The organism is Paenibacillus azoreducens, from assembly GCF_021654775.1.
Taxonomy (GTDB): Bacteria; Bacillota; Bacilli; order Paenibacillales; family Paenibacillaceae; genus Paenibacillus_AQ; species Paenibacillus_AQ azoreducens.
In genome coordinates, this window is record NZ_AP025343.1 from 3,280,078 (window position 1) to 3,293,687 (window position 13,610).

General features: G+C 47.4%; 16 protein-coding genes and 1 riboswitch. Of the genes, 14 read left to right on the plus strand and 2 right to left on the minus strand.

What is annotated here, in order from left to right:
* Positions 1 to 62: 62 nt before the first annotated feature.
* The 6 genes from L6442_RS14330 to L6442_RS14355 all read left to right on the plus strand — a co-directional run bounded on the left by L6442_RS14330 (position 63) and on the right by L6442_RS14355 (position 4,569).
* Complete coding sequence (locus L6442_RS14330; protein WP_194230858.1) at positions 63 to 329, plus strand: hypothetical protein; 267 nt, start codon at positions 63 to 65, stop codon at positions 327 to 329.
* A gap of 51 nt (positions 330 to 380) precedes the next feature.
* Positions 381 to 641, plus strand: coding sequence for a metal-sensitive transcriptional regulator (locus L6442_RS14335; protein WP_194230857.1), 261 nt, complete (start codon positions 381 to 383; stop codon positions 639 to 641).
* An 85-nt stretch (positions 642 to 726) separates the two neighbouring features.
* Positions 727 to 1,194 (plus strand): signal peptidase II, encoded by a 468-nt coding sequence (lspA, locus tag L6442_RS14340; RefSeq protein WP_212981274.1) that lies wholly within the window; start codon positions 727 to 729, stop codon positions 1,192 to 1,194.
* A 43-nt stretch (positions 1,195 to 1,237) separates the two neighbouring features.
* Positions 1,238 to 1,810 carry a nitroreductase family protein gene (locus L6442_RS14345; RefSeq protein ID WP_194230873.1) on the plus strand — a complete coding sequence of 191 codons (573 nt, stop codon included), beginning with the start codon at positions 1,238 to 1,240 and terminating at the stop codon, positions 1,808 to 1,810.
* Positions 1,811 to 2,374: 564 nt separating this feature from the next.
* A complete protein-coding gene (locus L6442_RS14350; protein ID WP_212981273.1) occupies positions 2,375 to 3,622 on the plus strand; it encodes a DUF445 domain-containing protein in 1,248 nt (415 codons plus the stop codon).
* Between the two features lie 38 nt (positions 3,623 to 3,660).
* Positions 3,661 to 4,569, plus strand: a complete 909-nt coding sequence (locus tag L6442_RS14355; protein WP_212981278.1) for an aldo/keto reductase — start codon at positions 3,661 to 3,663, stop codon at positions 4,567 to 4,569.
* 149 nt (positions 4,570 to 4,718) lie between these two features.
* On the opposite strand, the gene def is transcribed toward L6442_RS14355, so the two are convergent.
* Both def and L6442_RS14365 read right to left on the minus strand, forming a co-directional pair.
* Positions 4,719 to 5,231: a peptide deformylase gene (def, locus tag L6442_RS14360; RefSeq protein WP_212981272.1), complete on the minus strand. Its 513-nt coding sequence runs from the start codon at positions 5,229 to 5,231 to the stop codon at positions 4,719 to 4,721.
* A 24-nt stretch (positions 5,232 to 5,255) separates the two neighbouring features.
* Positions 5,256 to 5,495: a helix-turn-helix domain-containing protein gene (locus L6442_RS14365; RefSeq protein ID WP_194230853.1), complete on the minus strand. Its 240-nt coding sequence runs from the start codon at positions 5,493 to 5,495 to the stop codon at positions 5,256 to 5,258.
* 168 nt (positions 5,496 to 5,663) lie between these two features.
* On the opposite strand from L6442_RS14365, the gene L6442_RS14370 reads away from it, so the two are divergent.
* From L6442_RS14370 to L6442_RS14405, 8 genes are all read left to right on the plus strand, one after another.
* Positions 5,664 to 5,804, plus strand: coding sequence for a hypothetical protein (locus tag L6442_RS14370; protein ID WP_194230852.1), 141 nt, complete (start codon positions 5,664 to 5,666; stop codon positions 5,802 to 5,804).
* A gap of 111 nt (positions 5,805 to 5,915) precedes the next feature.
* The gene (locus L6442_RS14375; RefSeq protein WP_212981271.1) at positions 5,916 to 7,610 is read left to right on the plus strand and encodes a M3 family oligoendopeptidase; all 1,695 of its coding nucleotides are present in this window, start codon (positions 5,916 to 5,918) and stop codon (positions 7,608 to 7,610) included.
* Positions 7,611 to 7,786: 176 nt separating this feature from the next.
* A riboswitch (M-box (ykoK) riboswitch) is annotated at positions 7,787 to 7,960 on the plus strand.
* A 282-nt stretch (positions 7,961 to 8,242) separates the two neighbouring features.
* A complete protein-coding gene (locus L6442_RS14380; protein WP_212981270.1) occupies positions 8,243 to 8,380 on the plus strand; it encodes a hypothetical protein in 138 nt (45 codons plus the stop codon).
* Positions 8,350 to 9,054, plus strand: coding sequence for a response regulator transcription factor (locus L6442_RS14385; protein ID WP_212981269.1), 705 nt, complete (start codon positions 8,350 to 8,352; stop codon positions 9,052 to 9,054). The genes L6442_RS14380 and L6442_RS14385 overlap by 31 nt, the downstream gene beginning before the upstream one ends.
* Positions 9,055 to 9,058: 4 nt before the next feature.
* Positions 9,059 to 10,441 carry a sensor histidine kinase gene (locus tag L6442_RS14390; protein ID WP_212981268.1) on the plus strand — a complete coding sequence of 461 codons (1,383 nt, stop codon included), beginning with the start codon at positions 9,059 to 9,061 and terminating at the stop codon, positions 10,439 to 10,441.
* Between the two features lie 109 nt (positions 10,442 to 10,550).
* Positions 10,551 to 11,072, plus strand: a complete 522-nt coding sequence (locus L6442_RS14395) for a hypothetical protein (protein ID WP_212981267.1) — start codon at positions 10,551 to 10,553, stop codon at positions 11,070 to 11,072.
* Positions 11,073 to 11,116: 44 nt separating this feature from the next.
* Positions 11,117 to 12,247 (plus strand): putative lipid II flippase FtsW, encoded by a 1,131-nt coding sequence (gene ftsW, locus L6442_RS14400; protein ID WP_212981266.1) that lies wholly within the window; start codon positions 11,117 to 11,119, stop codon positions 12,245 to 12,247.
* Positions 12,248 to 12,260: 13 nt separating this feature from the next.
* Positions 12,261 to 13,469, plus strand: coding sequence for an FtsW/RodA/SpoVE family cell cycle protein (locus L6442_RS14405; protein ID WP_212981265.1), 1,209 nt, complete (start codon positions 12,261 to 12,263; stop codon positions 13,467 to 13,469).
* Positions 13,470 to 13,610: the final 141 nt, after the last annotated feature.

A 13,610-nucleotide genomic window follows, 5' to 3' on the forward strand; every position in this document is an offset into this window, starting at 1 on the left:
AAAGAATACCGCACATGGTATACTATAAAGACATCAAGTTGAAATAAAGGAGATATGAATGCATGGAATTTCAAATTATAAAGGCGGATATGAGTCTGGATGAAGAGAAACATTATCTTGGACATGTAACGTTTTCGCTTGCGGGACATCAGACGCCATATGAAATTACTTTGTTCAGCAAAAAGCAAAATCAATGGGATTACTCTTTGAATTTCTCGGGTGATTCCGGCGTTGAAGAAGAGTTTTTGAAGGCTGACGAACTTCTTGAAGAAGATGATGACCTGTTTGACGCTTTAGTCGATGCTGCTCTTGATACCATGAAACAATAAAAAATGGCGATGTAAAGCCTGAAAGGCCTTGGGCAGAAAGGATGAAAGAACATGATATACGATGACAACGTCGTCCGGCGCTTAAAGCGACTCGAAGGGCAAATTCGCGGCGTGCTTCATATGATGGAAGAAGGCAAGGAATGCAAGGATGTCATCTCGCAGCTATCCGCTGTCCGGAGCGCTACCGACAAGGCCATGGCCTACATCGTGGCGGTGAATCTGGAACAATGCATTTTGGAAGAGCAAGCCAAAGGCAATGAAACCGGAAAGCTTGTGCAGGAAGCTGTTGAACTTTTGATCAAAAGCCGTTAGAAAAGGCTTCGCATATGGAGGCAGGGAGGTACCTTCCTGCTTTTAATTTGCTTGACGGCGGAACGAGGACGAAAGGGGAAGGCTCATGTTTTTTTACATCTTGACACTGGTTGTCGTCCTGATCGATCAAGGCTCAAAATGGTGGGTTCGCACTTTTATGGAGGTGGGAGAGCATCGTAGCGTTCTTGCTCCTTATCTCCATTTTGAATATTATCAAAATAGCGGTGCAGCGTTCAGCTCTTTTCAAGGATACGGCAAATGGTTTGCTTATTTGGCTCTGATTGTGGTTGGGGGCCTGATTTATTACCGGATCAAAGGGAAAATAAGCGGTAAGCTGATGGAGCTGGCTGCAGGATTATTGGCTGGAGGAGCCTTGGGAAATGCGTTCGACCGGTTGTTTTATGGCAAAGTGACCGATTTTATTGTCTGGGGATCAGGCTCGGGAATCATGAATATTGCCGATTTGGCCATAAACGCAGGCGTGTTGTTATTCATCATTGGCATGCTGCTGCGGAACTGGCGCGACAAAAGGTCTTCTTACTCTTTTAAATAAAGAAGGTCTATTAATAAAAGATGTTCAAGAGGGAGAGAAAAACATGCAAAATAACGATAAACCATCGGGCTTGGCCCGAATCATCAGGGAGAGAAGGTCTATCAAAACCGGCTACCGGAACATTCCGGTTCCGCAAGAGCTGATTCTGGAACTGCTTAATGATGCGGTGTATGCGCCAAACCATAAGCTGCGCGAGCCGTGGAGATTCATATTCGTGCCTACGGAAGCCAAGCAGCTATTTGCCCTTGAGATGGCACAGCAATATCCGGAGGATATGTTTGAGAATCGCCTCAAATACTTCAACGAACCGGATGCGTACCTGATCATCCTGATGACCGATAGCGATAATCAGAAACAAAAGGACGAGGATTTCGGCGCGGTCAGTTCGATGATCCAGAATTTTCAGCTGCTTGCGTGGGAGCGCGGGCTTGGCACCGTCTGGAAAACCAATCCGCATATCTATGATCCTAAGGTAAAGGAAATGCTTGGCGTACAGCAGGGAGAGCGAATTGCCGGATTTCTTCACCTGGGATTTTACAGCGATGTGCCGGAAGGCGCACCCAGGACGCCAGCTGAAGAGAAATTCACCGTGTATCAACCGAAATATGATCTGTAGCTCCCGCCTGACACGGGAGTTTTTATGTTACTTTGGCGGTTAGGAGGATCGCATACAGGTTTATTTTGGTTAGAATACTATTAGAGGTTGTTCAAAAAGTCCGCTTTTGATAAGAAAATCTAATCGAAGTTAATTCAAGGATGAGCGACCGTGATTCAGGGGTGGGTTTTCTTGCGATATAGAATTTCATCAGCGTAGCTGATAACGAATAAATTCTATATCTAACACGAAGTGAATCAAGAGGCGCATTCGGCATCGAATCTTGAATTCAGCCGGGCCTAAGCAGCTGCTTACGAAGTATGTTTCCTCCGGAAACATTTCAGGTGCTCACGTACCCACTACAGGCAGCTGCTTACGAAGTCGTTTTCTACGAAACCGTGTAGCTCCGCTCCTTGCGTCCCTGGCTTCATCCAACTGAAGCGTTTTGAAAAAACGCACATCGGAAGCATAAGCCAAAGCGTTTTGAAAAAACGCACATCGGAAGCAAATGCTTCGGTGCTGAAAACCGGCCTTTTTGAACACGTACTATTAGTCATTAGGTACTTAGTCGGAGGGATTTAATCTATGAAATCCAGATATTTAGCAGGAACTTCTCTTGCCGTCATGGGAGCAGGGTTTCTGATTACATTGATATTGCCTCAAAACTTGGGCGTCCGCTTGCTTCAAGGCGGTTTCGAGGCGGGTCTTGTGGGCGGCTTCGCCGATTGGTTCGCCGTGACGGCCTTGTTCCGCCATCCGATGGGCATTCCGATCCCGCATACGTCGCTTCTGCTCAAAAACCGCGATAAAATCGTCAACTCGCTCATTTCGGCTTTGGAAACGGAGCTGCTGAACAAGGAGAGCATTACCAAACGATTGCGGAAAATGAAACTTTTTCAAGGTTTGTCAACGGGACTTATGAAGCTGCTGTCCAGAAAAAAAATCCGGATGCGGATTGTCCACACGCTCAGCGAGGGGATCCGTCAAATTCCGCTCGAGAAAATAACGCCGTCTGTCCAGCAGTCTTTGGCCGGGTTCCTGCGCAGGCAGGATTTGTCCCCTATGCTTGAGGCGGCGTCCCGGCAGGCTTTCCGCAGCCAATTGGACGAGAAGGCGCTGAACTATGTGATCAATTTTGCGGGGAGATGGGTGAGCCGTCCGGAGAATGAATACATGCTGGGACAGCTTGCAAGCAGCAAACTGCAGGAAATTCAGCTTAGCGGCATGAAAGGATTCGCGCTGCAGGCAATGGTTGGCTTCCTCAGCGAAGAGAAACTCGGCAGCATCTTGAAAAATTTGATCCTGTCCTCCCTCCATGAATTATCGTATGAAGACAGCACTTTGCGGCAGCGGCTGTTGACGGAGGTTCGCCAGCAGGTGTCCGCATTTGCGGAAAATCCGGAGGTAGCGGAACGTTTGAAAATGTTGGTTGGCGATAAACTGGAGGACCCGGGCACAGAAGAGTGGATGCTCCGCAAGCTGGAAGAATTTAGAGCGCGCTTGCTGCTGATGCTTGAAGATGAGGAGAGAAGCGGCGGGCGGAACATCATCAAGCTTTTCCGTTGGGTTACGAACCAGCTGCGCGGGAAGGAAGAGATGATAGACCGCTGGGAGCAGGGCATCTTGTCCCTGATTGTACAGGGAGTAGAAGCCAACTACTACCGGATCGGGCTGCTGGTACGCGAAAATTTGGATCAAATGGATGACGAAGCTTTGGTGCAGATGCTGGAGGAGAAAGTCGGCAGCGATTTGCAGTGGATTCGGGTCAATGGGGCCATTTGCGGCTTTCTGATCGGTCTAGTGCTAACCGTCGTGCATTTATTGATCATTTAAAATACTTAAAAAAGCGGATGGGGAAGGAGTACGGAATGATGAAGAAAAATCGTCTGGGATCTTCAGAACTGTACGTTAGTGAAATCGGCTTGGGATGCATGTCACTGGGAACGGAGGAAAAAGAAGCTGTACGGCTGATTCACGAAGCGCTTGAACGCGGAATCACCTTCTTGGACACGGCGGATTTGTACGACGCGGGCCGGAATGAAGAGATCGTCGGCAAAGCACTGAAAGGCCGCCGCGGCGATGTCATTCTCGCCACTAAGGTTGGCAACCGGCGCATTCCCGGCAAGGAAGGCTGGAGCTGGGACCCGTCGAAAGCCTATATCAAGTCGGCGGTAAAAGAAAGCTTGCGGCGCCTTCAAACCGATTATATCGATTTGTACCAGCTGCATGGCGGGACGCTGGATGATCCGATCGATGAAACCATCGAAGCGTTCGAGGAATTAAAGCGTGAGGGAGTTATCCGTAGTTACGGCATTTCGTCCATCCGTCCGAACGTGATTCGAGAATACGCTAAACGTTCGAATATTGTATCGGTCATGAGCCAATACAGCATTTTGGACAGAAGGCCCGAAGAGGAGGTGCTGCCGTTGCTCGCAGAACAAGGGATTAGCGTTATCGCCCGCGGTCCGGTCGCATCCGGGGTACTCGCCGAAGCAGGGGCAGGTAAGACAGCCAAAGGTTATCTGGACCATGCGCCGGAAGAACTGGTAGAAATCCGCGGCAAGCTGGAGGCGTTTGTGCGCCCCGGACGCAGTATGTCGCAAACGGCGATCCGGTATTCCCTCGGCCATCCGGCGGTTGCGGCAGCCATTCCGGGCGCAAGCTCGGTGAATCAGCTCATCCATAACGCGGAGGCATCGGAATCGCCGGTTCTGAGCGTTGAAGAATTGGAGCAAATCCGCAAGATCAGCCGTGCAAATGTGTATACCGCACACCGTTAAAAAGAGCATCGAAAAAAGCCCTGTTAAAGCTTAAACGGGGCTTTTTTTGCACGTGTCGATCTATATAAATTGAACATAAGGAAAGACGGAGGAACATTTCACCCGGCTGCCTAAAATTTATGAAATCGCTATTCAATTTATATATTTTCCTATTTCCACGAAAGCTTCAAGGCTGCCATAAGATCCGCTTTTTGCTGCGATTGGTTCAGGTACAACTGTCCTTCCTCCACATGATCAATATATAAAATGCCGTTTAAATGGTCGATTTCATGCTGAATGCAGCGCGCCAGATAATCATGTCCTTCAAGGTATACCGTTTCGCCCGTTCGGGTTAAAGTTTTGATTTTGACGTATTTTGCCCGTTTCACGATCCCGGTATATCCAGGAAAAGAGAGACAAGCTTCAGGACCGGTCTGTTCGCCGTCCATTTCTAAAATCTCCGGATCAATCAGTTCGATAAGACCCTCGCCGCAATCCATCACGATCAATCTGCGCAAAATCCCGATTTGTGGCGCGGCAAGGCCTGCCCGGCCCTCCTCGGCGTACAGGGTATCAACCATGTCATCCAAAATTCTCAGAATCTTGGGCGTGATTTCCCGGACGGGTTTGGATTTTTTACGGAGTACAGGGTCTCCAAAAGGGAGTATTTCCTTTTCTGCCACTTTCTTTGCCTCCTGATCTAAATATTATGCGCCTTGAATGCGGGGCGGGGTGTGCACCCACAGATCATTGGGAGTACACTCCAGAGCAGTGCAGAGCGCATCCAAGGTATCGGCCTTCATTTGTTTCGGCTGTCCTCGCAGCAGCGCGCTGATGGAAGGAGGTGAGAGCTCAAACCCGGCTTTTTCTTTTAACAATCGAGCCAGTTCGGCACCGGACCAAATCCCTTTATCAGCCATGACCTGCCGAAGCATCCACACCAGCATGCTAACTTTGCCACCTTTCGCGCAGGCCACCTTTTTATTAGGTGCCGCCTAAATATTTTATGTGATACCTAATATATCATGGCCCGCCTGGAAGTACAATCGGCAATTGACAACATCAGGAAAATGAATTCTAATGATAGTTAATTTATGCCTTGGGAGGCTGGACGAATGACAAGGTTAGATGGAAAAAAGATACTGAAATTCACGGGGAGAATGATTGCAGCGATGCTTCTTATGCTGCTGGCGCTCTTCTTTGTGATACAGATCTTCACCGTTATCGTGTTATGGCTGGCTGATAAACCGGTATAAAACAAGTTAAAAAAAATAAGAACGTCAAATTTTTTTGAACGGTGGTAGAATCTTGCTCCTTTCTCCATGTATAATAGGCAATGATCCCAGTTTAGAAAGGATGTGCCATGAATGAAATTCAATGAATACAAATACGAGCGCCCGGATATCCAGCAAATCAAGGAGAAGTTCCAACAGTTGGTGCAAAACTTCGAGTCGGCCGAGCGGCTTGAAGACCAAGAAAAGGCAATGTCCGAAATCAATCACCTGCGCAGTGAAGTGGAATCGATGTTTGAAATTGTGACGATCCGCCATTCGGTCGATACCAACGATGCCTTTTATAAGGGTGAGCAGGACTACTTGGACGAGATTAGTCCTATCTATAAGGAATACATAACCGATTATTATCGCGCATTGGTCAATTCCAAGTTCAGAGCCGAGCTTGAAGCGAAGTGGGGAACCCAGCTGTTCCTGCTTGCGGAGATGGCGCTCAAATCTTTCAGCCCGGAGATCATTGAGGATCTTCAGCAGGAAAACAAACTTGCAACCGAATACGCACAATTGATCGCATCCGCCAAAATCCCGTTTGAAGGCGAAGAACGTACGCTGACTCAGTTGACGCCGTTTGAGCTTTCTACGGACCGTGATCTCCGCCGGAGAGCATCCGAGGCGAGATATCAATTCATGGCCGAGCATGAAGCGGATTTCGACCGCATCTATGACGAACTTGTCAAAACACGCACGCGCATGGCCCGCAAGCTGGGCTACAAGAACTTCGTTGAGCTCGCTTACGCCCGGATGAACCGCACCGATTACAATGCCGAGATGGTAGCCAATTTCCGCAAACAAGTGCTGGAACATATCGTTCCTGTCGCAACGAAATTGAAAGAACGCCAACGTGAACGCATCGGAGTGGACCGCCTGTATTACTATGATGAGAACTTCGCCTTCAAATCCGGCAATGCCACGCCTAAAGGCGATCCGGACTGGATTTTGGAACGCGGGGTGAAAATGTACTCCGAGCTGTCTCCGGAAGTGAATGAGTTTTTCGCTTTTATGGTCGACAACGGCCTGATGGACCTTGTAAGCAAAAAAGGCAAGCAAGGCGGCGGGTACTGCACGTTCATCAGCAAATACGGCGCTCCGTTCATTTTCTCCAACTTCAACGGAACTTCCGGCGACATCGATGTGCTGACACATGAAGCTGGCCATGCTTTCCAAGTGTATTCCAGCAGACATTTCGAGATTCCGGAATACCACTGGCCTACTTACGAATCGGCCGAAATCCATTCCATGAGCATGGAATTCTTTACTTGGCCTTGGATGAATCTGTTCTTCGAGGAAGATACGGACAAATACAAATTCGATCATTTGAGCAGTGCGCTGCTGTTCGTGCCTTACGGCGTATCCGTCGACGAATTCCAGCATTTTGTGTATGAGAATCCAGACGCGACTCCGGCAGAGCGGAAGCAGGCATGGCGCGAGATCGAGAAAAAATATTTGCCGCACCGCAATCACGGGGATAATGATTATCTGGAGCGCGGCGGTTTCTGGCATAAGCAGGGCCATATTTTCCAATCGCCGTTCTATTACATCGATTACACGCTTGCACAGCTGTGCGCATTCCAATTCTGGAAGCGGATGAACGAAAACTGGGAGTCTGCCTGGGCAGATTACCTGAAGCTTTGCCAGGCGGGGGGAAGCAAATCGTTTACGGGTTTGGTTGCCTACGCCGGATTGAAATCTCCATTCGAAGACGGATGCGTCGCTTCCGTGATCGGAGAGATCGAAAGCTGGCTGAATCAAGTGGATGATAAAGTTCTGTAAAATGATCAATCTTTAAGTTCCGACGTCTGTCCTTGATCCCGAGGGCAGGCGTTTTTTTTGAATTTTTCGGGATTCAGCAAGTGTCGAAGCTAGCCGCTTTCGAACGGATATAATGATGGATGCAGGAAAAACTATTGACAAGGGTCAAAATTAGATTTAAGCTTGCGAAGTAATCAAATAGACCTCGTTAGGTGAGGCTCCTATATAAACACAGGCCACTGCCCAGAAATATCGAAAGATGCCCATGGGTTGAACAGGGATTGCCGGATTAAGGCTTTTCATAATGTGGCTAAGAGTCGAAAGCGTCTCTTTACGTTGTATAGTGCCAAAACTCGACTAGGGGGAGACGGAAGCTTTTTTCGTATGCTTTGATGGCCCTCTATGGAGGGCTTTTTATTTTGAAAAAAAGGGGGGGGATACTCATGGAAGGGAGTACGAGCCGAAGTTGTTTCACAAAATGTCTTTTTATATGTAATAAAGAGAAGGAACGGCGTTCCCTGGGACCTCCCGTGTTTTTGCTTTGCCCCCACTCTGCCTAGGGACAGGCAGGGGTGTTTCAGCCGGGTAATTATTGCATACAGGAATCCCATAAGATGGACGTCAACTCTTTCTCTATAGAAGGAGTTTTTTATTTGAGTGCATATGTAAGGAAAGGAATGCAGGTCATATCCGTAAAAGATAAGCGGGATTCGTGTTTATTCAGCCAGGATGCCGGCATTAAAGTCATGGAGGTGGAAACGTGGATACTGCTAACCGGAATCGAGTACTAATCGTGGAAGACGAAGACAATATTAGACGTTTCATTTCGATAAATTTATCACAAACGGGATTTGAAGTAAACGAGGCGGCAACGGGAACGGAAGCGCTGCAGAGCTTTAGTGATAGTCGCCCGGATATTATCGTTTTGGATATTATGCTGCCGGATGTCGACGGATTTGAAATTTGCCGAAAATTGAGAAAGGCGGATGCTTCGGTCATCATTGTTTTTTTAACGGCGGCAGGTCAGGATTTGGACAAAATCAAAGGACTGGAGATCGGGGCCGACGATTATATCGTCAAGCCGTTTAATCCGCTGGAGCTTGTTGCAAGGATCAATGCAATATTGCGCCGTACGGCTGTGTCCTTGAAGCCGCAAAAACTTACGCTTGAATCCGGGCCGTTCCGGATGGAGTTGAATTCGAACAAAATGTATAAACATGACGCTCTCATAGAGCTGACGCCAAAGGAATTCCAAATGATCAGAGCCTTTCTGGAACATCCCGATACGGCATTATCCAGGAATGAACTGCTGAATCTCGTATGGGGAGAGGATTTTATCGGAGATCCTAAAACAGTGGATGTCCATGTGCGGAAATTAAGAGAGAAGCTCGAAGATGACGACTCCAAACCGCAGTGGATCGAAACGGTATGGGGACTTGGCTACCGCTGGAGAAAGGACGATTGAAGGCATGAGCATTCAAAAAAGACTAGTTGGAAGTTATTTGGTGGTTATCTCTATTACGGTGCTCATTCTTGAAATTTTCCTTATTGTTTCCGTAAGATATTATTATTTTCATAATATTGAGCGGGTCCTGATGAATCAAGCGGAATTATCCGCTTCTTTTTTTCAGCAATATTTTGCGGAGGAGGACCTTGAGAAACAATCGGAACGGCTGCTCCAAGGCTTTACCACTCATTCCGATGCGCAGGTGCAGATCATGGATTCAAGTGGACGGCTGCTGCAGGACTCCACCGGACTCGATTTCGGCAGCTTAATGACACCGTATCCCGATGTGCAGGCGGCAATAGCGGGACAGCCCGAAAGTTGGAAAGGAAAGGATTCGGGCACCCGTGAACCTGTCCTTGCGGTTTCTTATCCGTTAAAAGCTCATAACATCACCGTAGGGGCAGTCAGGTTCGTTTCTTCATTAACCGGAACCATATCGACGATAAATCATATTGCATGCCTGCTGCTTGGCGTAGGCCTGCTTGTTGTTGCGATCGTTACCATACTAGGATTATTTCTGTCCGGAACCATCACCAGATCCATTCAGGATTTGAAACAAGCCGCAGACCGAATGACAGAAGGCGATTTCCGCATTAACGTACATAAACGTTACCGGGATGAGCTGGGTTCATTGGCAGATACTTTAAACAAGATGGCAAGCAGAATCGTACAAAGCGAACAGCTTAAAAATGATTTTATTTCATCTGTATCGCATGAATTGCGGACGCCGCTCACCTCGATCAAAGGCTGGGTCATTACGCTCAAAGCCAGCGGGGACGGAAATCAGGACTTGCTGCATGAGGGGCTGGACATCATTGAATCCGAAAGCGACAGACTGGGTCGGATGGTGGATGAGCTGCTGGATTTCTCCAAATTGGACAGCGGAAGGATAACGCTGGACTTGAAACCTGTGCAGCTGGCCGACTTGCTGCATCATATTGGCAGACAGCTTGGCCCAAGGGCCGCACGGCAGGGTGTTTCCCTTCACATTCAAGCAGATGAAATGCTTCCAATCATCCAAGCTGACGAGAACCGTTTGAAGCAGGTATTGATCAATTTGATTGATAATTCGCTTAAATTTACGGATGCTCCCGGATCTATTACTGTAGAAGCCTGCACTGCACCAGGGCATGTTATTGTTAGCGTTGCGGATACGGGTACGGGAATATCGGAGGGGAATTTGGCGAACGTGCTTCAGAAATTTTACAAGGGAGATCCGCATGCGACAGGCAGCGGTTTGGGCCTGGCTATATCGGATCAGATCGTTAAACTGCATAAAGGCGAATTGCAGATCGCCAGTACGGAGGGACAAGGAACGAAAGTCCAAATTCGGCTGCCGATATAAGGATCATGAATTTTAACTATTTCATAACCACTTTATGTTTCCGGAAAGATATGATTATAAATAAGCTTGCAAGCGGGGGAGTAGGTGAGCAGGAGTGCCTAGAAAGTTCATGGGAACCAAAATTGTATCGACAATCATTTTATTGCTGCTTGGAGGATGCGGAGTACCGTCAACCCCGGTCGATTTGATTGAACCTCCATTACCGGAGACAAGCCTTCAAAATAAGGACATCGTTCATGATTTCATCAAAATGCTGCCGCACAAGGCACAGATCCTGGCGCCAATGGAAGAAAACAGAGGAAGCGATGTTTCGTTTGGCGATCTTGACGGAGACGGGATTGACGAAGCCGTCATCGTTTATGAAGAGAAAAACAAAACAGGGAAAATGCTTAAAGCTGCATTATTCAGGAAGCATCAAGAAGAATGGCATAAGGTCACGGAGGTTGATGGTTTCGGGTACGGGCTGGATTATGCCGGGATTTTGGATATCAATCATGACGGCCGTTCCGAGCTTGCCCTTGGCTGGTCCCTGGGGGAAGCGGGGAATGGCCTGGATATATATGGATGGCAGGATGACAAACTGAAGCTGCTGTCCAAGAAGGTGTACCAAGGCAAATTGGAGCTGGAATAAACATTCGCACCATACGGCAGGCAAACCGGGAGGTGTTCTATGCATTGAACGAAAAAAGAAAAGGCCGCCCGGACTTTCTGCTTCTTTTTTTGACTTTTTTTCTTGTAGGCTTTGGTTTGATTATGATATTTAGTGCAAGTTATCCGATTGCGATCGCGAAGCATGATTATTCGTGGCATTATGTCATGAAACAAGGGATATTCGCGTTTTTCGGATTATTTCTGATGTTCGTTTTTATGTCTGTTCCCCTTGAACGTTGGAAGAAGGCCTCGCCTCTTCTGCTGCTGCTTACGCTGCTGATGCTTGCTTTTGTATTAGTCCGGAGCGGAGATGTCAACGGAGCCAGACGTTGGTTTGCTTTGGGAGGTTTTACGCTGCAGCCGTCCGAATTGGCCAAGCTGACTGTCATCGTATATTTGGCAACAATCATCAGCCGAAAAGGGGAGCAAATCCGCGATTTCCGCAGAGGTCTGATTCCTGTTGTGACGGTGGTCGGACTCATCTTGCTGCTTGTCCTGAAGCAGCCGGATTTCGGCACGGTTTTGATTCTGGCCGGTATGGCTGTAACCATCCTGCTCGTTGGCGATGCGGATCTTCGTCATCTTTTTCTGCTTGGTTTGTCTCTGGTTCCGATCTTTTTGTATCTGGCGTTTAGCAAAAGCTATCGCCTCAATCGGATCAATTCTTTTCTGAGTCCGTTTGATGACCCGGAAGGATCCGGCTATCAACTGATCCAGTCGCTTGATGCTTTTAAGCATGGGGGATTTACCGGGACTGGAATCGGCCACAGCATTCAGAAGATTTTTTATTTGCCTGAGGCGCATACCGATTTTATTTTTGCCGTCATCGGGGAGGAATTGGGTTTTGTTGGCACGTCATTGCTTATTATCACATTTTTTCTTTTTATTTGGCGAGGATTTCGCGCTGCTTTAAAGAGTAACGATTTTTACGCATTAATGCTCGGAATTGGAATCGTGATGATGATATTTTTGCAATTCCTGCTCAATGTCGGAGCTGCTGTCGGCGTGCTTCCTATTACGGGGGTGCCGCTACCCTTCATCAGTTATGGGGGATCTTCGCTAGTTTTATGTTTAGCCAGCACCGGCATCCTGCTTAACATTTCGCGTGCCAGCCATCCCAAACGTCAAGAGAATCGCAGAAATTCAAAAAAGTAGGGGTTGCCCGCTTATGATTAACTTCCGTCTTCTTTCAAAACTGGATAAGTCCACGTTGTTTATCGTTTGCTGCCTTGTTGCCATCGGGACGGTTGCGGTATATAGAGCCACAGAGGGCACGCATTTGGAAGGCCTTCATATGAGCAATATTTATCTTTTCGCCGCATTTTGCATTCCGATGCTGGGTTTGTCCATATTGGATTATCGGATTTTACTCGGCAAGCTGTCTTATATTTTATATGGAATCGGCATCGGGATGCTTGTTCTGGTCAAGTTTGCCGGAGAGAATATAAACGGGGCGGCCCGTTGGCTCAATATCGGACATTTTCAGCTCCAGCCTTCCGAATTGGCCAAAATCTTCACCGTTCTGCTGATTGCCCATTTATTGGGAAAGAGGGAAGGACGGCAGCTTCGTTTTGTACAGGATTTATTGCCGATCGGCTGTGTTTTCTTGATTCCCTTTATTCTGATTATGGATCAGCCGGATTTAGGTACCGCGCTTGTATTTTTGGGGATTGTACTCAGCATGCTGTGGATTGGCAACATTCGTTCCATTTATATGATTTTGTTCATTGGGATGGTCATTTTAATCATTTGTACCGTTCTTTGGCTCTATTATGCGAATTACGAATTGTTGTCGAAGATCGTGGAACCCCACCAAATGTCGAGAATCCAAACATTTCTTGATCCGACCAGCGATCCTGATAAATCCTGGCATGTGAAAAATGCCATGAAAGCGATCGGCACGGGCGGATTAAGCGGAAGCGACGGGGCTTATGTACGCAAAGGATTTATTCCTTACGTGTATTCGGATTCCATATATGTGGTGATCGGCGAGGAATTTGGCTTTTTAGGTTCCTCCGTGCTGCTGATCCTTTATTTGGCGCTTGTATACCGCATGATTCATGTTTCGATGGAGAGCAAAGAGCTATCCGGAACTTATATTGTGGTCGGTTTTATCGGCATGTTGGTTTTTCAAGTTTCCGTTAATATCGGCATGCATATCGGTATTTTGCCGTTGACAGGCATATCTTTGCCGTTTATCAGTTACGGGGGCAGTTCTTTGCTTACCAACATGATAGCGATCGGATTGATTCTGAGCGTCAACGCCCATCATGATGAAGCAACCTGGCGCAATCACGACCTGTCAAAAACGGAGAAAACGGAAAGTGTACCGATAACGAAACGATTGATGCAATTGGGCAAAAACAAAAATGCATGAATGAACCGTCTATTTAAGCAAAAGAGAAACCGTCTTTGGGTCAAAATGAGTCATATCTCATGAGGGCCTAAGGAACGGTTTTTTTGTGCTTTATAAGTGTATCGATTTTTCTATATTTTGCATATTTACGGTTATTGAGGA